The sequence below is a fragment of the Tessaracoccus yangjingae genome, from assembly GCF_054483935.1.
The window spans coordinates 1,582,114-1,601,512 of record NZ_CM137014.1 but is presented as its reverse complement, the minus strand read 5'-3'; the positions used below and the strand labels follow the sequence as shown (position 1 = coordinate 1,601,512).

15 protein-coding genes, 1 tRNA gene and 2 pseudogenes are annotated in these 19,399 nt (G+C 69.6%); 4 read left to right on the top strand and 14 right to left on the bottom strand.

Going from position 1 to position 19,399, the window contains the following annotated elements:
• Positions 1-55 precede the first annotated feature (55 nt).
• Positions 56-1,474, top strand: a complete 1,419-nt coding sequence (locus tag ACX1D3_RS06835; RefSeq protein ID WP_458996231.1) for an MBL fold metallo-hydrolase RNA specificity domain-containing protein — start codon at positions 56-58, stop codon at positions 1,472-1,474.
• A 2-nt stretch (positions 1,475-1,476) separates the two neighbouring features.
• Here ACX1D3_RS06835 and ACX1D3_RS06830 read toward each other — a convergent pair.
• Positions 1,477-1,550 (bottom strand) — tRNA-Leu (locus tag ACX1D3_RS06830).
• Between the two features lie 90 nt (positions 1,551-1,640).
• Here ACX1D3_RS06830 and ACX1D3_RS06825 point away from each other — a divergent pair.
• Both ACX1D3_RS06825 and ACX1D3_RS06820 read left to right on the top strand, forming a co-directional pair.
• A complete protein-coding gene (locus ACX1D3_RS06825; protein WP_458996230.1) occupies positions 1,641-2,159 on the top strand; it encodes an NfeD C-terminal domain-containing protein in 519 nt (172 codons plus the stop codon).
• Between the two features lie 13 nt (positions 2,160-2,172).
• The gene (locus ACX1D3_RS06820; protein ID WP_458996229.1) at positions 2,173-3,666 is read left to right on the top strand and encodes a flotillin family protein; all 1,494 of its coding nucleotides are present in this window, start codon (positions 2,173-2,175) and stop codon (positions 3,664-3,666) included.
• Here the strand turns inward: ACX1D3_RS06820 and ACX1D3_RS06815 are convergent.
• Positions 3,655-4,143 (bottom strand): annotated as a pseudogene (locus tag ACX1D3_RS06815) (transposase); the annotation flags it as partial. The gene ACX1D3_RS06820 and the pseudogene ACX1D3_RS06815 overlap by 12 nt on opposite strands.
• Positions 4,144-5,539: 1,396 nt before the next feature.
• On the opposite strand from ACX1D3_RS06815, the gene ACX1D3_RS06810 reads away from it, so the two are divergent.
• On the top strand, positions 5,540-6,841 hold the full coding sequence (locus tag ACX1D3_RS06810) for an ISL3 family transposase (protein ID WP_458993697.1): 1,302 nt from the start codon (positions 5,540-5,542) through the stop codon (positions 6,839-6,841).
• On the opposite strand, the pseudogene ACX1D3_RS06805 reads toward ACX1D3_RS06810, so the two are convergent.
• From ACX1D3_RS06805 to ACX1D3_RS06750, 12 genes and pseudogenes are all read right to left on the bottom strand, one after another.
• A pseudogene (locus tag ACX1D3_RS06805) lies at positions 6,778-7,476 on the bottom strand (IS630 family transposase); the annotation flags it as partial. The gene ACX1D3_RS06810 and the pseudogene ACX1D3_RS06805 sit on opposite strands and share 64 nt — an antisense overlap.
• 31 nt (positions 7,477-7,507) lie before the next feature.
• Positions 7,508-8,422 (bottom strand): Ppx/GppA phosphatase family protein, encoded by a 915-nt coding sequence (locus ACX1D3_RS06800; protein WP_458996228.1) that lies wholly within the window; start codon positions 8,420-8,422, stop codon positions 7,508-7,510.
• Positions 8,419-8,904, bottom strand: a complete 486-nt coding sequence (locus tag ACX1D3_RS06795) for a DUF501 domain-containing protein (protein ID WP_458996493.1) — start codon at positions 8,902-8,904, stop codon at positions 8,419-8,421. Before ACX1D3_RS06795 ends, ACX1D3_RS06800 begins: the two co-directional genes overlap by 4 nt.
• 414 nt (positions 8,905-9,318) lie before the next feature.
• Positions 9,319-9,939, bottom strand: coding sequence for an FtsB family cell division protein (locus tag ACX1D3_RS06790; RefSeq protein WP_458996227.1), 621 nt, complete (start codon positions 9,937-9,939; stop codon positions 9,319-9,321).
• A gap of 30 nt (positions 9,940-9,969) precedes the next feature.
• Positions 9,970-11,250 carry a phosphopyruvate hydratase gene (eno, locus tag ACX1D3_RS06785; RefSeq protein WP_458996226.1) on the bottom strand — a complete coding sequence of 427 codons (1,281 nt, stop codon included), beginning with the start codon at positions 11,248-11,250 and terminating at the stop codon, positions 9,970-9,972.
• A 77-nt stretch (positions 11,251-11,327) separates the two neighbouring features.
• Positions 11,328-11,936 (bottom strand): nucleoside triphosphate pyrophosphohydrolase, encoded by a 609-nt coding sequence (locus tag ACX1D3_RS06780; protein WP_458996225.1) that lies wholly within the window; start codon positions 11,934-11,936, stop codon positions 11,328-11,330.
• Positions 11,937-11,950: 14 nt separating this feature from the next.
• Complete coding sequence (locus tag ACX1D3_RS06775) at positions 11,951-12,457, bottom strand: hypothetical protein (protein ID WP_458996224.1); 507 nt, start codon at positions 12,455-12,457, stop codon at positions 11,951-11,953.
• Positions 12,458-12,559: 102 nt separating this feature from the next.
• Complete coding sequence (gene mfd, locus ACX1D3_RS06770; protein ID WP_458996223.1) at positions 12,560-16,045, bottom strand: transcription-repair coupling factor; 3,486 nt, start codon at positions 16,043-16,045, stop codon at positions 12,560-12,562.
• 47 nt (positions 16,046-16,092) lie between these two features.
• Positions 16,093-16,677 carry an aminoacyl-tRNA hydrolase gene (gene pth, locus ACX1D3_RS06765; RefSeq protein ID WP_458996222.1) on the bottom strand — a complete coding sequence of 195 codons (585 nt, stop codon included), beginning with the start codon at positions 16,675-16,677 and terminating at the stop codon, positions 16,093-16,095.
• Positions 16,674-17,273, bottom strand: a complete 600-nt coding sequence (locus ACX1D3_RS06760; protein WP_458996221.1) for a 50S ribosomal protein L25/general stress protein Ctc — start codon at positions 17,271-17,273, stop codon at positions 16,674-16,676. The genes pth and ACX1D3_RS06760 overlap by 4 nt, the downstream gene beginning before the upstream one ends.
• Before the next feature lie 138 nt (positions 17,274-17,411).
• Complete coding sequence (locus ACX1D3_RS06755) at positions 17,412-18,305, bottom strand: GTP-binding protein LepA (protein ID WP_458996220.1); 894 nt, start codon at positions 18,303-18,305, stop codon at positions 17,412-17,414.
• An 80-nt stretch (positions 18,306-18,385) separates the two neighbouring features.
• On the bottom strand, positions 18,386-19,384 hold the full coding sequence (locus tag ACX1D3_RS06750; RefSeq protein WP_458996219.1) for a LacI family DNA-binding transcriptional regulator: 999 nt from the start codon (positions 19,382-19,384) through the stop codon (positions 18,386-18,388).
• Between the last annotated feature and the right edge of the window lie 15 nt (positions 19,385-19,399).

Below are 19,399 nucleotides of genomic sequence, written 5' to 3'. Positions count from 1 at the left end.
CCCGCGGTTCGCCCACTGGGGCACGCCGATCCGCCGCGCGTGCCACCATCGGAGCATGGGCACCCCGCACACCGCGACACTCACCTTCCTCGGCGCGGCCGGCACCGTCACCGGCTCGAAGTACCTGCTCAACCTGGACGGGCGGCGGATCCTCGTCGACGCCGGCCTCTACCAGGGCGAGAAGCAGTGGCGGCTGCAGAACTGGGCCGGGCTGCCGGTCGACCCGGCCACCATCAGCGACGTGCTTCTCACGCACGCGCACGCGGACCACTCGGCCTACCTCCCCGCGCTGGTCAAGCACGGCTTCCGGGGACCGATCTGGGGCACGGAGGCGACGATCCGGCTGGCGGAGATCGTCCTACGGGACTCCGGCAAGCTGCAGGAGCAGGCCACGAGGGACGCCGTCGCCGGGGGCTACTCGAAGCACGAGAACCCGAAGGCGCTCTACACCTCCGCCGACGTGGAGGCCACGCTGCCGCTGTTGCGCCGCGTCGGGTTCGACGAGGACCTGGACCTGGGCGGGGTGGTGGCCCGCTGGGTGAGGGCTGGGCACATCCTCGGCTCGGCCAGCGTGCACGTGAGCTTCGGGGACCGCAGCGTGCTGTTCTCCGGGGACCTCGGCCGCCACGACCACCCCGTCCTCAAGGGGCGCGAGACGCCGCCCGCCGCCGACGTGGTGCTGTGCGAGTCCACCTACGGAGACCGGGAGCACCTCGAGCCAGAGCTGCCGCACGAGCCGTTCGCCGCCGCCATCCGCCGCACCATCGGGCGCGGGGGTCAGGTGGTGGTGCCCGCCTTCGCGATCGACCGCACCGAGACGGTCCTGCACGCCCTGGTGCAGCTGACCCGCGCCGGGCGCATCCCGCGGGTCCCCGTCGTCGTCGACGGCCCGATGTCGATCGCGGCGCTGGCGGTCTACGCCGACCAGTCCCTGGGTGAGCTGGACGAGGACATCACGCTGGCCGACTTCACCGATCTGGACCTCAGCGAGGCGCGGGAGGGTCGCGACTCGAAGAAGCTCAACCGGCGGACCGAGCCGATGATCATCATCAGCTCCTCCGGCATGGCCGAGGGCGGGAGGGTGCTCTACCACCTGCAGCGGCTGCTCCCGGATCCCCGCAACACGGTGGTGCTGACGGGCTTCCAGGCGGAGGGCACCCGGGGCCGAGCGCTGGAGGAGGGCGCCCACTCGGTGAAGATCAACGGGCGCTACGTGCGGGTCAAGGCCGAGATCGTCCGGGACCACGAGTTCTCCGTGCACGGCGACGCCTCGGACCTGATCGACTGGCTCCGCGCCCTGGGACGGGAGCCGGAGACCGTGTTCGTCACCCACGGCGAGCCGGCCGCGGCCGCCACCTTCGCGCGCCGGATCGAGGACGAGCTGGGCTGGGTCGCGGTGGTGCCCCGCTTCGGCGAGGTGGTGAGCCTCCTGGCCGACGGCGTGGACCCCGAGGACCTGGACCTGACGGAGTGAGGTGCCCCCGGCGGGACTCGAACCCGCACTGAAGCGGGTTTAAGCCGCCTGCCTCTGCCAATTGGGCCACGAGGGCGCGACGACGAGTCTAGCCATCGCCCTCCGGGAGGCATGCTTCCCGCTGCCGCTAGGGTGGGAACCGTCCACCCATCGGAGGGAGTCGGCCTTGACTACGTTCTTGATCATCGGTGCCGTCGGTCTGGCGCTGGTGGCCGCCACCCTGCTCATCGGTGACGTGCTCGACGGCGTGCTGGGCCTCGACGCCCTCGACAACGATCTGTTCTCCCTCTCCAGCATCGCGGCCTTCGTCGGCGCGTTCGGGTTCGGCGGCGCCATCTCGCTCGCCCTGGTGCCCAACACCCTGCTGGCCGTCGTGGTCGGCGGCGCCATCGGCTCCACCGCGTCCTGGGGTGCGGTGCGGCTCACGCGCGCGCTGCGCTCCGGCGAGGACTCCTCGACCTTCCGGTCGCAGTCGATGATCGGCCACCCCGCGCGCGTCATCACCGCCATCCCGGAGACCGGCTTCGGCGAGGTGCAGCTGGCCGTCGGCGGCCACGTGCGGAAGTTCAGCGCCACCGCCGGCCGCCCCGTCGAGGCGGGCACCGAGGTGTGGATCTCGGCCATCGTCTCCCCCACCGCCGTCGAGGTCACCCCCACCGACGACTCCCCCACCGCCATCCCCTGACAGAAGGACCACCGTGCCACCACTCCTGATCCCCATCGTCGGGCTCGTCGCCCTCCTCCTCCTCGTCTTCCTCCTCATCGCCAGCCGCTACAAGGTGGCCAAGCCCAACGAGGCGTTCCTCATCACAGGCCGCAAGGGCAAGGAGGTGCGCAACCCCGAGACCGGCCTGGTGTCGACGGACCTCAGTGGCCAGAAGGTGGTCATGGGCGGGGGCGTCTTCGTCGTCCCCTTCATCCAGCGGCTGCACGTGCTGGACCTGTCGTCGCGGCGGATCATGGTGACCATCCGCAACGCCGTGTCCGGCCAGGGCATCAAGCTCAACGTCGACGGCGTCGCCATCGTCAAGGTGGGCGGCAACGAGGACTCCATCCGCGCCGCGGCGCAGCGCTTCCTCACCCAGCAGGAGGAGATCGAGACCTTCACGCAGGAGACCCTTGCGGGCTCGCTGCGCTCCATCGTCGGCTCGCTGACCGTCGAACAGATCATCCGCGACCGCGCCGCCTTCGCGCAGCGCGTCACCGACGAGTCCGAGTCCTCCCTCACCGGCCAGGGCCTGGTGCTCGACACGTTCCAGATCCAGGACATCACCGACGACGGCACGTACCTGTCGGACCTCGGCCGGCCGGAGTCCGCCAAGCTGGGCCGGATGGCCGCCGTCGCAGAGGCGGAGGCGCGCCGCGAGGCCGAACAGGCCCAGATCGCGGCGGAGCAGGAGATCGCGATCGCCAACCGGGCGCTCGTCCTCAAGCAGGCCGAGATCCAGGCTGAGACCGACGCGGCCCGCGCGCAGGCGGCCGCCGCCGGCCCGCTCGCTCAGGCGGATCGCGACCAGTCCATCCTGATGGAACAGGAGAAGGTGGCCACGGCCCAGGCCGCGCTCAAGGAGCGGCAGCTCGACTCCGAGGTCCGGCGCCCCGCGGACGCCGAGCGGTACCGCATCGAGACGGCGGCCGAGGCCCAGCGCAACGCGGCCATCTTCGAGGCGGAGGCCCGCAAGGCGGCCTCGATCGCCAACGCCGAGGCCGAGGCGGAGAAGGCCCGCCTCAGCGGCGTGGGCGAGAAGTCGCGCCGCTCGGCGCTCGCCGAGGCGGAGGCCATCGAGGGCGCCCGACGGGGCGAGGCAGAGAAGGCCCGTCGCGTGGCGGAGGCGGACGCCGTCCGCGCCGAGGGCGAGGCGCAGGCCGCCGCGGTGCTCGCCGTGGGCCAGGCGGAGGCCGAGGCCATGGACAAGCGCGCGGAGGCGTTCGCGCACTACAACGACGCCGCGGTCCTGCAGATGCTGATCGAGGTGCTGCCGCAGATCGCGGAGAAGGTCGCGGCCCCGATGGGCAACATCGAGACGCTCACCGTGGTCTCCACCGAGGGTGCCTCCGCCGTGCCGAAGGCGGTGGCCAGCAACATGATGCAGACCCTGCAGCTGGTCAAGGACACCACGGGCTACGACCTCACCACTGTGCTGGATCGCTTCGCCCAGAAGGAGCAGAGCACACGCACCCTAGAGGGCTAGCCGACAGGTCAAACGGCTCTTCACAGAAGGCGGTTGGATTGGGGTCTGAACCCGCCTGCGTCGAGTAGGCAGAGGGCGATGTCGTTGACAATGCTTCTGAAGCCTCTGGCGGTGCCTCGGAGGTGTTCGAGGATACCGTTTGATCGCTTCGGCGGAGCCGTTGGATGTGCGGGGGTGGTCGAAGGACGCGAGGATGTCGTCGCCGCGTCGATGAAGGGTTTGGCCCAGGACACGAGGTTCGTCGAGGCAGGCGGGGACTCCGGTCTTGATGGTGTCGATGAGTCGGGTCATGATCTTCTTCCCCTCGGCGGGGTCGGCGGCTTGGTAAGCGTCGATCACGTCCTGGTCGGCGAGCACTTTGGCGAGCCGGTGCTGTTGCTTCTCGGTGAGCAGCCCAGCGCGGGTCCGGGCGACCCGACGGATCCCGTAGAGCGAGTCCCCGAAGCGGCCCCGATGCCTCAGGGTCTCTTGTTGGACGTGTTGTCGGCAGCACCCCGCTCACGCTGCTGCACACCTGCGCGATGAGCCTGCACGCACGCCGGGATCGACACCGCGAGCATCGCGCTCTGGCTCGGGCACGCGAATATCACCACCCGAGCTACCTCCACGCCGACCTCGAACTCAAACGCCGGACCCTGGAACGCGTCACAGCGCGTTCCTCAAGAACCGCTGAACCCGCACGGTTATGTTGACCGACTCGGGCCCCAACCCGCGCTGGAGAAGGCTCCCCACGGCGCCGGTCAACATAAACCGGAGGTCGACATACCATCGCCAGATCGCTGCTCGAGACCGGCGGATTCAGACCTCGACTACACTCTGGATTGAGATGAGCCTATCATCGAGGCATGGTCAGGACACCCCCTGGATTCACCCCACGTCGAAGTGCGGTCGCAGGCATACTGGTCTCGGCTCTCCTAGCTTTCGCTCTCGCGGCAACTCCTTCGGGTGCGGACGCTACAGAAGCTCAACACACCTTCACGAACGCGACTCCCAGCTACGCGATCACCGATGGGAACGGAACGTTCAGCGCGCAAGGCAGGCCCTCAGCGCCCGCGGGCAACACCATGACATGGAGTCACCGAGTGTCGCCCTATTTGCAGAGCATCGCGACCAGCAATAAGAACTGCAGCGCGGGGCACATGCAACTTCCCTACCACGATAGTCACAACGTGCCCATCAGCTATCTTTGGCACTCACCCGTCCCTGGGAATCGGGTCAACACGAACTACACACTCTGGGGTTCATGCACATTCCGTGTCGCGGTGAATGGTCGGCCCGGCACGGCAACATTGGGTTTCAACTTCCGCTATAAGTTCTACAACAATCAGATGCAGCGCGTTGGTGAAACAGATGGGAGCTCGGCTCGCAGCGACACCGGCTATTCCGCGCTAGAAATCCAATGGGACAACTAGCCTCTGGCCATATTTCGAGTTGGGACGACGACCGAGGCACCGGTGAGATCACAGCGTCGGACGGGACGATCGCATGGGTGCATTTCAGTGAAACGGGATGCGCGTCATGGGATCTGCCTGTGGGCACCAGAGTGAATTTCGAACTGTGGCCCTGTGATCACGAGGCGGGCTATTCCTATCACGCCCGCAATGTGGCGGCCGTGGACCAGCCCTCGCCCATTCGATCCGAGTTCGACCCTGATGCATTCATGTCCACCCTGTCCATCGAGTGGGACCGCTAGTGGCCTGTCGTTGAGGCATGTTTACGGGCTCTTCACAGAAGGCAGTGGATTGATGGGCCGCGTTTGAGCGGCGGCTGACCCGGGTCAAGGATCCCGTCCCGGGTGCCCTGGGTCGAGGAGGGGGCCCTCGGGTTGGCAGGATGAAGGTGTCTACGCCTCATCTGAAACCCAAGGGCCCTTGTGCGAAACGCTACCCCACCCTGCCTCGATACGTTCTGCCGGCTCGATCGTCTCGGGCTGACCGTGACCGCCCAGCGCGTCGAACCCGACCACACAGTGCTGCGCTGCCGCCCCACCACACCGCCGTCGCCGTGTCCGGGGTGCGCCGGGCCAGGGGTGCGGCACGACGCGGTGCTGCGTCGTCTGGCGCATGTGCCCTACGGCTGGAAACCCACGATCCTCGAGGTGATCGTGCCTCGATATCGCTGTGTCCCGTGCCGAAGGGTGTGGCGCCATGACATCCGGGCCGCGGCTCCGTCGAAGGGGAAACTGTCGCGTGACGCGATCATGCAGGCCGTCAAGTCCATCGTGATCGACCGAATGTCGATCGCACGGGTCGCGGCCAACCTCGGCGTCGCCTGGAACACCGCCTGCGACGCGATCCTCGCCGCCGGCGCCGACCTGCTCATCGACCATCCGCAGCGCCTCGACGGGGTCACCACGGTCGGGGTCGATGAGCACGTCTGGCGACATACCCGCCACGGCGACAAGTACGTCACCGTGATCATCGATCTCACTCCGACCAGGACCAGAAGCGGCCCGTCGAGGTTGTTGGCGGTGGTCGAGGGCAGATCGAAACAGGCCTTCAAATCCTGGCTCGAAGCCCAAACTGAGGCCTTCAGGGACACGGTCGAGATCGTCGCGATGGACGGCTTCACCGGCTACAAATCCGCCGCCGTCGAAGCGATCGACACCGTCACCACCGTGATGGACCCCTTTCATGTCGTGGCCCTGGTCGGGGACAAGCTCGACCGCTGCCGGCAACGCGTCCAGCAAGAGACCCTCGGGCATCGGGGCCGCTCCGGGGACCCGCTCTACGGGATCCGTCGGGTCGCCCGGACCCGCGCTGGGCTGCTCACCGAGAAGCAACAGCGCCGGCTCGCCAAAGTGCTCGCCGACCAGCGTCACGTCGCGTTCGAGACCACCTGGAGCGTCTACCAGGACGTGATCGACGCCTACCAAGCCGACGACCCCTCCGAGGGGAAGAAGATCATGACCCGACTCATCGACACCATCAAGACAGGAGTCCCCGCCGGCCTCGACGAACTCCGCGTCCTGGGCCAAACCCTTCATCGACGCCGCGACGACATCCTCGCGTTCTTCGACCACCCCCGCACATCCAACGGCCCCACCGAAGCGATCAACGGCCTCCTCGAACACCTCCGAGGCACCGCCAGAGGCTTCAGAAGCATCGTCAACTACATCGCCCGCTGCCTACTCGACGCAGGCGGGTTCAGACCCCAAATCCACCGCCTTCTGTGAAGAGCCTGTTTACGTTTCCGGTTGATTCGGTCGAGGATCTGGTCGGGCGTCTTGGTCCACATGAATGGGTGTTTGCGTCGGTTCCATCCGTTGATGAAGGTGCGGATCTTGCCTGTGAGGTCTCTGACCGAGGTGAAGGTCCCGCGTCGGATGGCTTGGCGTTCGATGATGCCGAACCAGACCTCGACGAGGTTGAGCCACGAGCCGGAGGTCGGGGTGAAGTGGACCGTGATCCGGGGGTTGCCGGCGAGCCAGTCGCGGACCTCGGCCTTCTTGTAGGTGGCGTAGTTGTCCATGACGAGGTGCAGTTCCTGGTCGGGGTAGGCGCGGGCCACGTGTTTGAGGAAGCCGAGGAACTCCTGATGCCGGTGCCGGCCTTTACACAACCCGGTGACTTTCCCGGTGGCGATCTCCAACGCTGCGAACAGGGTGGTGGTGCCGTGGCGGACGTAGTCATGGGTGCGTTGCTCGGCGTGGCCCGGCGCCATGGGCAGTGTCTTCTGGGTCCGGTTCAAGGCCTGGATCTGGGACTTCTCATCCACGCACAGCACGATCGCGTTGTCGGGGGGTGCGAGGTACAGGCCGACGACGTCGGTGATCTTGGCCACCAGCTCCCACCCAACCGTAAAGTTATATCACCGACACACCACTAGCTTGGCTTATGTGCTAACCGCCCAGCAGGCCCAGCGCGATGCCGTCGAGGATGTCGGTCTCGCTGACCAGCACCGCACCGCCGGGCACCCGACGGGAGATCTCGTCGAGGATCAGGCCGCCGGCGCCGAGCACGGCCGCGCGCAGCGGGTGCATGCAGGGCTCCGCGGCGGTCTCGGCCGCGGTCTGGCCCAGCCAGCGGCCCACCGTCGCCTTGATGTCGGCGCGGGCGAGCCTCGTCTCGTGCACGGCCTGCCGGGAGTAGCTCTGCAACCCGAGGACCGAGGCCGCGACACTGGTCACCGTGCCCGCGACACCGATGGCCGACGCGAGCCCCGAGAAGTCCACTCCGGCGCCGTCGAGCAAGCCGCCCACGTAGGCGCGCGCGGCGGCCACCTCGTCGATGGTGGCCGGATCAGACGGCATCATGCGCTCCTTGACGCGCACGGCGCCGATGTCGAGGCTGATGGCAGACCGGATCGTCGGCCCCTCCTCGACGACGATCAGCTCCGTGGAGCCCCCGCCGATGTCGAACACCAACGCTGGAGTGTCGGCGTGGACCCCGCTCAGCACCCCCCGGGTCGAGAGCAGCGCCTCCTCGTCTCCGGAGATCACGTCCACCTCCACGCCCAGCCTCCCCCTGACCAGCGCTTCGAAGGCGTCCCGGTTGGACACGTCCCGGGCGGCCGAGGTGGCCACGAACCGCAGGTCCGTGGCGCCGTGGCGGGCGATGAGTCCGGCGTACTCCTCGAAGATCACGTCGGCGCGGGCGAGGGCGTCCGGATGGAACTCGCCCGTGGCGTCCACGCCTTGGCCGAGCCGGGCGAGCCGGACCTCGCGGGCCAGTTCGACGATGTCGCCCTGCTCCGCGCGCAGGATGAGGAGGCGGATGGAGTTGGTGCCGCAGTCGACGGCGGCGACGGTGGTCATGCGTCCTCCGGGAGGCAGGGGGTGGTCCAGAACTCGCCCAGCAGGGCCAGTGCCTCGTCGCCGAGGGGGTTGACGCCGGGCCCGGCGGCCAGCGCGTGTCCGACGAGCACATGCAGGCACTTCACGCGGGCGGGCATGCCCCCGGCGGAGATGCCGTCGATCTCCTCGACGTGGCCGAGCTCGGCGCGGTCTGCGAGGTAGGCCTCGTGGGCCGCGCGGTAGCGGGCCGCCAGGTCCTCGTCGACGGCGAGGCGCTCGGTCATCTCGGCCATCAGGCCCGACGCCTCGAGCGTCGAGCAGCCCGCGACGGCGCGCTGGCAGGTGAGGTAGTAGGTGGTGGGGAACGGGGTGCCGTTCGGCAGCCGGGGCTCCGTCTTGACCACGCCCGGCTTGCCGCAGGGGCAGCGCCAGGCCACCTCAGCGACGCCGCGCGGCTCGCGCCCGAGCTGCGCCTCGATCACCGCCAGGTCCGCGGCGCTCACCCCGCGCTCAGAGGCCTCTTGGGTGGTGGGTTCTGTCACGACTGCCTCCTTCCGACGCCCGAGCCTAGCCTGTCGCACCTCCCCCAGCCCCTGGCGGCCACCGTCGTTGAGCCGGAAACTGCCCTCGTCGACTCGCGTTGAGCCGGAAACCGCCCTCGTCGACTCGCGTTGAGCCGGAAACCGCCCTCGTCGACTCGCGTTGAGCCGGAAACTGCCCTCGACGCGAGAAAACACTCAATTCCGGCAATTTTGGGGTTTGAGATCGATTTCCGGCTCAAGCGGTCCCCACGAGAGGCGTGTCAGGCTCAAGTAGTCCCCACGAGAGCCGTGTCAGGCTCAAGTGGTCCCCACGAGAGCCGTGTCAGGCTCAACGCACTTCCCCCAGCGGGGCGAGGCGGAGGGGTCGGGAGGGTGCTATCCCTCGGGCTCTGGCTCGGGGGCGACGGTGCGGTCCGGATCCGCCGCGGGGGCGGGCTCCTCGACGGGCGCGTCGGCCGCCGCGACCGATCCCCACATCCTCTCCCACCACAGCCCGGACTCTGCGTCATCACCGGTGTCGATGGTGGCGCCGTCGAGAGGCTGCCCGTCGGCGCCGATGACCCGGTATCCCACCTCGCCGGGCATCACCCAGCCGAGCCGAACACGGGCGACGGAGCGCACGTACTGGGGGTCCTCCCACCGGTTGAGCTTGTCCTCCAGGTCTGCGATCTGCTCCTGCTTCGCCGCGATGTCCACCTTGACCGCCGCGATCTCCTGGGACTGCGCGAAGTACACGCGCAGCGAGTGGGCCAGGACCAGGGCGAGTCCGGCGATGACCACGCCGAGGACGGCCAGCCGCCAGGTCGCGGAGAGGGCCCGCTGGGCCCGCGGGACGATGCCCGGGCCGGGGTCCATGGCGGCCTGCACCTCGGGCTGGGCCAGCGGCTCGACGCGCGGGCGCTGGCCACGCTCCCCCGGACGCGCAGTGGTCCGGGTGCGCGGGGTTCCGCGACCCGGACCACTGGTGGTCGGCTTGTTCCGAGGAGTCTGAGGCACTGATCCAGTGTGCCGGATCAGGCCCTCAACTCAGCCCTTGAAACGCGGGAAGGCCGAACGGCCGGCGTAGACAGCCGCCTCGTCCAGGTCGTCCTCGATGCGAAGCAGCTGGTTGTACTTGGCCACGCGGTCCGTGCGCGCGGGGGCGCCGGACTTGATCTGGCCGCAGCCGAGTGCGACGGCGAGGTCCGCGATGGTGACGTCCTCGGTCTCGCCCGAGCGGTGCGACATCATGGTGCGGTAGCCGTTGCGGTGAGCCAGGTCGACGGCGTCGATGGTCTCCGACAGCGAGCCGATCTGGTTGACCTTCACCAGGAGCGCGTTGGCGGTGGCGGTGTCGATGCCGCGCTGCAGGCGGGTCACGTTGGTGACGAACAGGTCGTCGCCGACGATCTGCACCTTGTCGCCGAGGCGGTCCGACATGGCCTTCCAGCCGTCCCAGTCCTCCTCGTTCAGCGGGTCCTCGATGGAGACCAGCGGGTAGGCGTCGACGAGCTCGGCGTAGTAGTCGATCATCTCGTCGGCCGTCTTGGTGGCGCCCTCGAACGCGTAGCCGCCGTCCTTGTAGAACTCGGACGCCGCGACGTCGAGCGCAAGGGCCACGTCTGCGCCGGGCTCGTAGCCGGCCTTCTTGATGGCCTCGAGGATGAGGTCCAGCGCGGCGCGGTTGGACTCGAGGTTGGGGGCGAAGCCGCCCTCGTCGCCGAGGCCGGTGTTGAGGCCCTTCTCCTTGAGGACGGACTTGAGGGCGTGGTACACGCCCGCGCCCATCTCGACGGCCTGGGCGAAGCTCTCGGCGCCGATGGGGGCGATCATGAACTCCTGGATGTCGACGTTGGAGTCGGCGTGCGACCCACCGTTGAGGATGTTCATCATCGGGACGGGCAGGATGTGGGCGTTGGGGCCGCCGACGTACTTGTACAGCGGCAGGCCGGCCTCTTCGGCAGCGGCGTGCGCCACGGCGAGCGAGACGCCGAGGATGGCGTTGGCGCCGAGCTTGGCCTTGTTGTCGGTGCCGTCGAGCTCGAGCATGGCCATGTCGACCAGGCGCTGCTCGGAGGCGTCGATGCCGAGGATCTCCTCGCCGATCGCCTCGGTGACGTTCTGGACGGCCGTCAGGACGCCCTTGCCGCCGAAGCGGCCCTTGTCACCGTCGCGGAGCTCAACGGCCTCAAAGGCGCCTGTGGAGGCACCCGACGGGACGGCGGCGCGGCCGCTCGCACCCGAATCAAGCTCGACCTCGACCTCGATGGTCGGGTTGCCTCGGGAATCGAGGATCTCGCGGGCCTGGATGAATTCGATGGATGCCATGTGCTCCCTTTCAAAGAGTGGTTCTCTTTCGTCGCCCAGCCTAGCTTCCACAGGGGGTAAGGCAGCGGCGGGACGGCTTAACTCTCCGCGCTGCGGACGCGGTCCTCGAGTTCGCGCAGCGCCTGCCTGGCCGCCGCGTCGGCGTCGATGCCGTGCGCCTGCGCGCGGGCGACGAGCGCGATGATGGCGCGCCCCACGCCCTCCTCGTCGAGCGGTTCGTCCGCGAGCTCCACCGCGACGCCGTGCGACCGGCTGCGGGAGATCACCTTGTGGGCGCGGCCGAGCACGCTGAGCGACTCGGCGATGCCCTCCAGCGCGGAGGATCGGCCCTTCTCGGCGCGCTTGCGTTCCTCCCACGACTGCCACATGTCTGCCGGGACGTCCTCGTCGCCGAACACGTGCGGGTGGCGGCGGACCAGCTTGTCGGCGATGCCGCGGGCCACGTCGTCGAGGGTGAACCGGCCCTCGTCCTCGGCGATCCGGGCGTGGAAGTAGACCTGGAGCAGCAGGTCACCCAGCTCCTCCTGCAGCTCGACGTCGTCTCCGGTCTCGACGGCGTCCACCACCTCGCACGCCTCCTCGATGAGGTGGTTGAGCAGGGAGCGGTGGGTCTGCTCGGCGTCCCACGGGCACTTGACCCGCAGCTCCGCCATCACCCGGCGCAGCCGCTCCAGCTCAGAGGTCATCTGGTGGGAGGCGCTCAGGACGGGAGGACCGACATCGAGCCCGTGCCGGTGACGCCCTCGCCCGCCGGATCCCACTGGCCGTAGCGCGGGTTGAGGTCCACCTCGACCGCCTCGAACATCTCCTGGAGCTTCGCGATGTCCGCGTCCTCGCCGAGCTTGGAGACCAGGATCTGCAGCTTGGACCCGGCGGCCGCGATCCTCGCGCACTCGGGGTCGTTCAGGGCGGGGCTCTCGCCCGCGGTCTCCCGCAGGACGGCGAGCGCCTCCTCGTCGGTCACGGTCTGGTCCAGGTCTGCCGCGATCTCGACGGCGACGGCGCCGAGGATCTCCGACATCACCAGCGTGCGGCGGTCCACCTGGTCCGGGCCGATCCCGGCGGCCTCGCAGCCGGCGACGACGCGGTCCACCTGGGCCTCCGTGACGCGCGTGTCGCCCACCTGCACGGCGGTGCTCGGCATGGGGCTGCAGCCGGCGAACAGGGCCGCGGCGGCGACCAGCGGGACAACGCGCTTGAGCAACATGTGGGACCTCTCGAGAACCTGCCTGTGGTGCCGCGCGGGCACCGCGGTCAGCCTAGCGCATGCCACTGAGAGCCCCCGCGGGGGCAGCCGGGCGGGTCCGGCTCAGCCGAACAGCTGGGTCAGCAGCGTGGTGGCCCAGCCCAGGTGGTCGCCGTCGGGCTTGGGCACCAGCATCTGGTCCTGGGCCGGCTTGAGCGACGCCCCCGGGTAGAGGCGCTGGAGCCGCACCTGCCGCGACTCCGGGAGGTGCACCGGCGAGAACCGCACCACCTTGCCCTGCGGGACGATCTCCTGGATGCCGTGTGCCCGGGCCAGCATGCGGAGGCGGGCCACGCCGAGAAGCGCCTCGACGGGGGCCGGCGGCTCGCCGTAGCGGTCCGCCATCTCGGCGCGCACGGCCTCCAGGTCCACCTCCGTGCGGATCTCGGCGATCTCCTTGTACATCTCCAGCCTCAGCCGCTCCGAGGAGATGTAGTCCTCCGGCAGGTGCGCGTCGATGGGCAGCTCCACCCGCATCTGCGGCTCGGCCTCGGTGTCGTCGCCGCGGTAGCTGGCCACGGCCTCGCCCACCATGCGCAGGTACATGTCGAACCCGACGCCCTCGATGTGGCCGGACTGGTCCTCGCCCAGCAGGTTGCCGGCGCCGCGCAGTTCGAGGTCGCGCATGGCGATGGCCATGCCGGCGCCCAGGTCCGTGTTGGCCGCCATGGTGGCCAGCCGCTCGTGCGAGGTCTCCGTCAGCGTCTTGTCCGGCGGGTAGAGGAAGTAGGCGTAGCCGCGCTCCCGGGACCGGCCGACGCGGCCGCGCAGCTGGTGCAGCTGGGACAGGCCGAGCGTGTCGGCCCGGTCGATGATGAGGGTGTTGGCGGTCTGGATGTTGAGGCCGGCCTCGATGATGGTGGTGGAGACCAGTACGTCCGCCCGCCGCTCCCAGAAGTCCAGCATCACCTGCTCCAGCCGCGACTCGCTCATCTGGCCGTGCGCGGTGACCACGCGGGCCTCCGGCACGAGCTCGCGCAGGTGGGCCGCGGTCTTCTCGATGGTGCCCACGCGGTTGTGCACGAAGAACACCTGGCCCTCGCGGGCGAGCTCGCGGCGGATGGCCGCCTTCACCTGCGCGTCGTCGTGCGGGCCGGCGAAGGTCAGCACGGGGTGGCGCTCCTCGGGCGGCGTGGCGATGACGCTCATCTCGCGGATGCCGGTGATCGCGATCTCGAGCGTGCGCGGGATGGGAGTGGCGGACATCGACAGCACGTCGACGTTGACCCGCATGGCCTTGAGCCGCTCCTTGTGCTCGACGCCGAATCGCTGCTCCTCGTCGATGATCACCAGGCCGAGGTCCTTGAACTGGACCTCCTTGCCGAACAGGCGATGGGTGCCGATCACGACGTCGACGCGGCCCGTGGCCAGGCCGTCGATGACCTTCTTCGCCTCCGCGTCGCTCTGGAACCGCGAGAGCTGGGCGAGGTGGACGGGGAAGCCCGCGAACCGCGACGCGAACGTCTGGTAGTGCTGCGTCACCAGCAGCGTGGTGGGCACGAGGACGGCCACCTGCTTGCCGTCCTGCACCGCCTTGAACGCGGCCCTCACCGCGATCTCGGTCTTGCCGTAGCCCACGTCGCCGCAGATGAGCCGGTCCATGGGGACGAGCTTCTCCATGTCCGCCTTGACCTCGGTGATGGCGGAGAGCTGGTCCGGGGTCTCGACGAAGCTGAACGCGTCCTCGAGCTCGCGCTGCCACACGTTGTCCGGGGCGAAGGCGTGGCCCTTGGTGGCCTGCCGGGCCGCGTAGAGCTTGATCAGCTCCGCTGAGATCTCGCGGACGGCGCTGCGCGCCTTCGCCTTGCGCTTGGTCCAGTCCGCGCCCCCCATCTTGTCCAGGGTGGGCGACTCGGAGCCGACGTAGCGGCTGAGCTGGTCCAGCTGGTCCATCGGCACGTAGAGCCGGTCTCCCGGATGCCCGCGCTTGCTGGCGGCGTACTCGACCACGAGGTAGTCCCGCACGGCCCCCTGCACGGTGCGCTGCACCAGCTCGACGAAGCGGCCCACGCCGTGCTGCTCGTGGACGACGGGGTCCCCCGCTTTGAGCTCGAGGGGCTGGATGGTGGCCTTGCGACGGACCGGGAGCTTGCGCTCGGCCTTGTCCGTGACGCTCTGCCCGGTCAGCTCGGCGGCGGTGATGACCTCGATCCTCGCCTCGTCGGCCCGCCAGCCCTGCCTGAGCGTCGACAGCACGACGGACACGCGCCCCGGCGCCGGCGGCTGCGCGAGGTCGTCGACGGCGGCGGCGATGCCCGCCTCACCGAGCACCTCGATCATCCGGGCCGCCAGGCCGCGACCCTCGACGCAGAGGATCACGCCCCACCCGTCGGCCAGCTTCGCCGCGATGTGCCGGGTGGCCACCTCGGTGTCGCCGCGGAAGGACTCGGTGGTGGTGACCTTGACGGTGCGGGAGTGGACCGAGGCGGCGTCGTAGGCGTGCGGCTCGTCGTCTGCCGCGAACGGGGACATGGACCACCAGCGGTGCCCGATGCCCAGCGCATGGTGCCGGACGTCGGCGAGGTTCCAGTAGGCGGAGGCCCCCAGGTCCACCGGCGACTTCCCGCCCCCCGCGGCGGCGGCCCAACTGGCCTCCAGGAACTCCTGGCTGGTCTGCACCAGCTCCGCGGCGCGCGCGCGGATGAGCTCGGGCGAGCTCGCCAGCACCAGTGAGTCCTTCGGCAGCACGTCGACGAGGAGCTCCAGCCCGTCCACCAGCACCGGGGTGAGCGCCTCCATGCCCTCCACGGCCTGGCCCTCCGCGATGCGGCCCAGCATGTCGCCGAGCTCGGGGTGCTCGGCGGCCAGGCGCCTGGCGCGGGCCCGCACCCCCGTCGTGAGGAGGAGCTCGCGGCACGGGGGCGCCACGACGGTGTCCACCTTCTCACCGGTCGAGCGCTGGTCAGCGACGGTGAAGTACCGGATCTCGTCGATCTCGTCGCCGAAGAAGTCGATGCGCACCGGGTGCTCGGCCGTGGGCGGGAAGACGTCGACGATCCCGCCGCGCACCGCGAACTCGCCGCGACGCTCCACCAGGTCCACCCGGTTGTAGGCGGCGCCGCTGAGGTCCGCCAGCAGCGTGGACAGCGGGTACTCCTCCCCCACCGCGAGCCGCACGGGCGCCATGTCCGCCAGCCCCTTCACCTGCGGCTGCAGGACCGAGCGGATGGGCGCGACGACCACCTGCGGCGGCGGCTGCTCGCCCTTGCCGGAGAGCCGGCGGAGCACCGCGAGCCTGCGGCCGACCGTGTCCGCCCGGGGCGAGAGCCGCTCGTGGGGAAGGGTCTCCCAGGCGGGGTAGTAGGCCACGGCCTCCTCGCCGAGGAGGCCGGCGAGCTCGGCGGTCACCTGCTCGGCCTCGCGGTACGTGGAGGTGATGAGCAGGACGGTGCGCCCCGACTCCTCCGCGATGGCCGCGGTCAGGAGCGGGAAGAACGGCGGGACGGCGGTGACGTCGAGCGTGGTGACGCCTGAGCGGCGCGCGTCCGCGAGTGTCGCGGCGAGGGCATGGTCCTGTTCGAGGGCGCGCAGCAATCCGGGAAACTTCACTGGATCATCCTTCCACGAGCTCCAAGGACGCCCCGCGCGGCGGGAGCTCAGGAGTTGAAGCGGTTCTGGGTGGCCACGAGGCCCTCCCGCACCAGCAGCTCGACGGCGTCCGCCGCCACCGCGGCGTCGACGCGCATGCCCTCGAGGTCTGCGGGCTTCATCTTCGCCAGCACCCAGGCGGCGGCGTCCTGCCTGCCCGGCGGGCGTCCGATGCCGACGCGGACGCGGTGGAAGTCGCCCGTGCCCAGGTGCGCCCGGATGGACTTCAGCCCGTTGTGCCCGTTGTCCCCGCCGCCGGTCTTGACCCTCAGCCGGCCGGCGTCCAGGTCCAGCTCGTCGTGGATCGCGATGACGTGGGACGGCTTGATCTTGTGGAACGCGGCCAACGACCTCACCGCGGAGCCCGAGTCGTTCATGTACGTGGTTGGCTTCGCGAGCACCAGCCGGATCGGCTCCGGGCCCGGCAGCGTCACGGTGGCCACCTCGGCCCGGTGCCGCGAGTTAAGGGAGAACGACGAGCCGTAGCGGTCCGCGAGGTCCGCTACGGCCCAGAACCCGACGTTGTGCCGGGTGAACTCGTAGGCCGGGCCCGGGTTCCCGAGCCCGACCACGAGGAAGGTGGAATCGGTCACTCGGCCGCGGCGGCGCCCTCGGCCTCAGCCTCGGCGGAGCCCTCACCGAGGTCCTGGACCGGGGCCTGCGTGACGCTGACCACCACGACGTCGCCCTCAACTGCGGCCTCGACACCCTCGGGGAGGGTGATGTCGGCGACGCTCAGGTGCGAGCCGATGGCCAGGTCGTCGATGGAGACGTGGAGCTCGTTGGGGATGTCGGTGGCCGGGGCCAGGACGGTCAGGCTGTTGAGCTCGTGGTTGACCAGCGCGCCGCGGACGGCCTCACCGGAGAACACGATCGGCACGTCGACGGTGACCTTCTCGCCGGCCTTCACCAGCACCAGGTCGATGTGCTCGATGGAGTGCAGGATGGCGTGGCGCTGGACCTGCTTCGGCAGCGCGAGGAACGGCTTCTGGCCCTCGACGGTGATCTGGAGCAGCACGTTGGCCTGACGCAGCGCGAGGAAGGTCTCGCGGGCGGGCAGGGCCAGGTGGACGGGATCGGTGCCGTGGCCGTAGAGCACGGCGGGGGTGGAGCCGGCGCGACGGAGGCGGCGCGAGGCGCCCTTGCCGAACTCGGTGCGGGTGGTGGCGGTCAGGTTGACGTCTGCCATGGAAGAACTCCTCAAGCTTGGATATCTGCGCGTGCGGGCGCCCAGCGAGGATTGGCTAGTCGATCACGGACCCCTGGGGGTCCCTCGCCAGGCAGCCCGGCAAGCTTACCCCAGCCGTCGGGGCCGGGCGAATCGGCCTCAGAGCACGAACTGGGTGGGGCGCGGCGCGTCGAAGCTCCTGTCGCCGCGGTACATCTCGACCGACTCGCGCAGCGCCTTGAGGAAGTAGGGCGGGAAGTCCATGCCCTTCTCGTTCGCCCAGAGCAACTTCGCCTCGAGCCGCCCGATCTCGCGGGCGTAGATCTCGATCTCAGCGTCGATGCCCAGCTCGGCCATGACCCCGCCGAACTCCTTCTGGTAGTACTTCACGTAGTCCACCCCCACCATGGTGAACGACTTCGACCTCAGCAGCCTGGTCACCTGCACCTGCCAGGGCTTGAGCTCCCCGTCCTGGACCATCTTCTCGGCGCTCATCCGGTAGAAGGCGAAGTGGCCGGGCTCCTGCTGCTTGATGGGGTGGATGATCGTGTTGACGATCGCCGACTCCCCCATCCGGGTGAGCTCCTTGATCAGCGACGAGTAGGCCAGCACCGCCTGCCGCTCCGTCGACGCCCCGGTCAGGTAGTACAGCATCCGCGAGATGTCGTGGACCGGCTCCCAGTGCGCCAGCGCCCCGAGCAGCTTCATCCGCAGCGGAATGGTCATGAACGGTGGCTGCGGCTCCATGCCCAGGTCCCCCTGGAGCTGGTCCAGCAGGTAGCCGTGGGCCATCTCCTGGTCGTACCAGACGTCCTGGTAGAAGATCCGGTCCACCTCGCTGACGTTGGGCAGGAGGGTGAGCAGCTCCAGGACGTTGCGGTCCACCTCGAGCTCCACGCGGGCGAGGTAGTCGATGACGTGGGCGAAACGCGCCCGCACCGCCTCGGGGTTGCGCACGGTCCGGTCCACAGATCCCAGCCCGATCGGCGGGTGCTTGTCCCCCAGCTGGAGCACGAAGCTCCTCAGCGAGGCTTCGGTGATCGTCGCGGCCATGGCACTCCTCCCAGGGACTGGCTCCAGCATGGCGGATCACCCCATGCCCGGGCCACCTCGTCCACCCTCCGGGCCCGTCGTCAGCGGGCGACGCCCGCGGTGGAGGAGCGCTCGATCAGCTCGGGCCTGATCACATGCCGGGTGATGGGGCGGGTGGGGTCGGCCAGCTCGTCGAGGAGGATCCGGGCCCCGGAGGCGCCCATCTCGTCGCCGTGCTGCGCGACGGTGGTGAGCGTGACCGGCCCGCCCCAGGCGTTGATGTTGGCGTCGCAGCCCATCACCATCACGTCTGCGGGGACGCGGATCCCTCTGTTGGCCAGCACCTGGACGATGGCCATCCCGGTGAGGTCCGCGACGCAGATGACCCCGTCGGGGCGCTGGTCCGCCGGTGTCGCGGCGAGCGCCAGCCCGGCGGCGATCCCGCCCTGGACCTGCAGGTCGTCGACGAACAGCTCGGTCAGCTCGACGCCCGGGGCCTCCGCCACGGCCCGGCCCACGCCCCGGCGCCGCTCATCGGCGGGCTGGAGCGACTCGCGCACGTTCACGAACGCGAGCCGACGGCAGCCGCGGGCGATCAGGTGGGTGGCCGCCAGGTAGCCCACGTGTTCGTTGTCCACCAGGACGCAGGACCAGGTGGCGCCGGGGGTGTCGTGGTTGAGCACCACCACGCGGCGGCCGTGCGAGGCTAACCGCCCGATGTCCGCCCAGGGGTCGAACTGCGGGGCCAGCAGCACGCCCGCCACCCGGGTCTCGTCGAAGTAGTCGAGGTGCTCGCGCTGCTGCGCCTCGTCGGTGTCGGAGTCGGTGATCACCAGCTGGTGGCCCCGACGACGCACCTCGGACTGCGCGCCGCGCGCGATGTCGACGAAGAGGCTGTTGCTCAGGTCGAACACGTTGAGCCCGATGGTGTGCGACGTGGCCCCGACGAGGGCGCGGGCGTTGAGGTTGCGCACGAAGCCCAGGCGGTCGATGGCGGCCTGGACCCGCTCGACGGTCTCGGGCCGGCACCCCTGAGGACGGTTGAGCACATTGGACACCGTGCCGAGAGAGACGCCGGCCTCGCGGGCCACGTCGTTCATGCTCGGGAGCCTGCC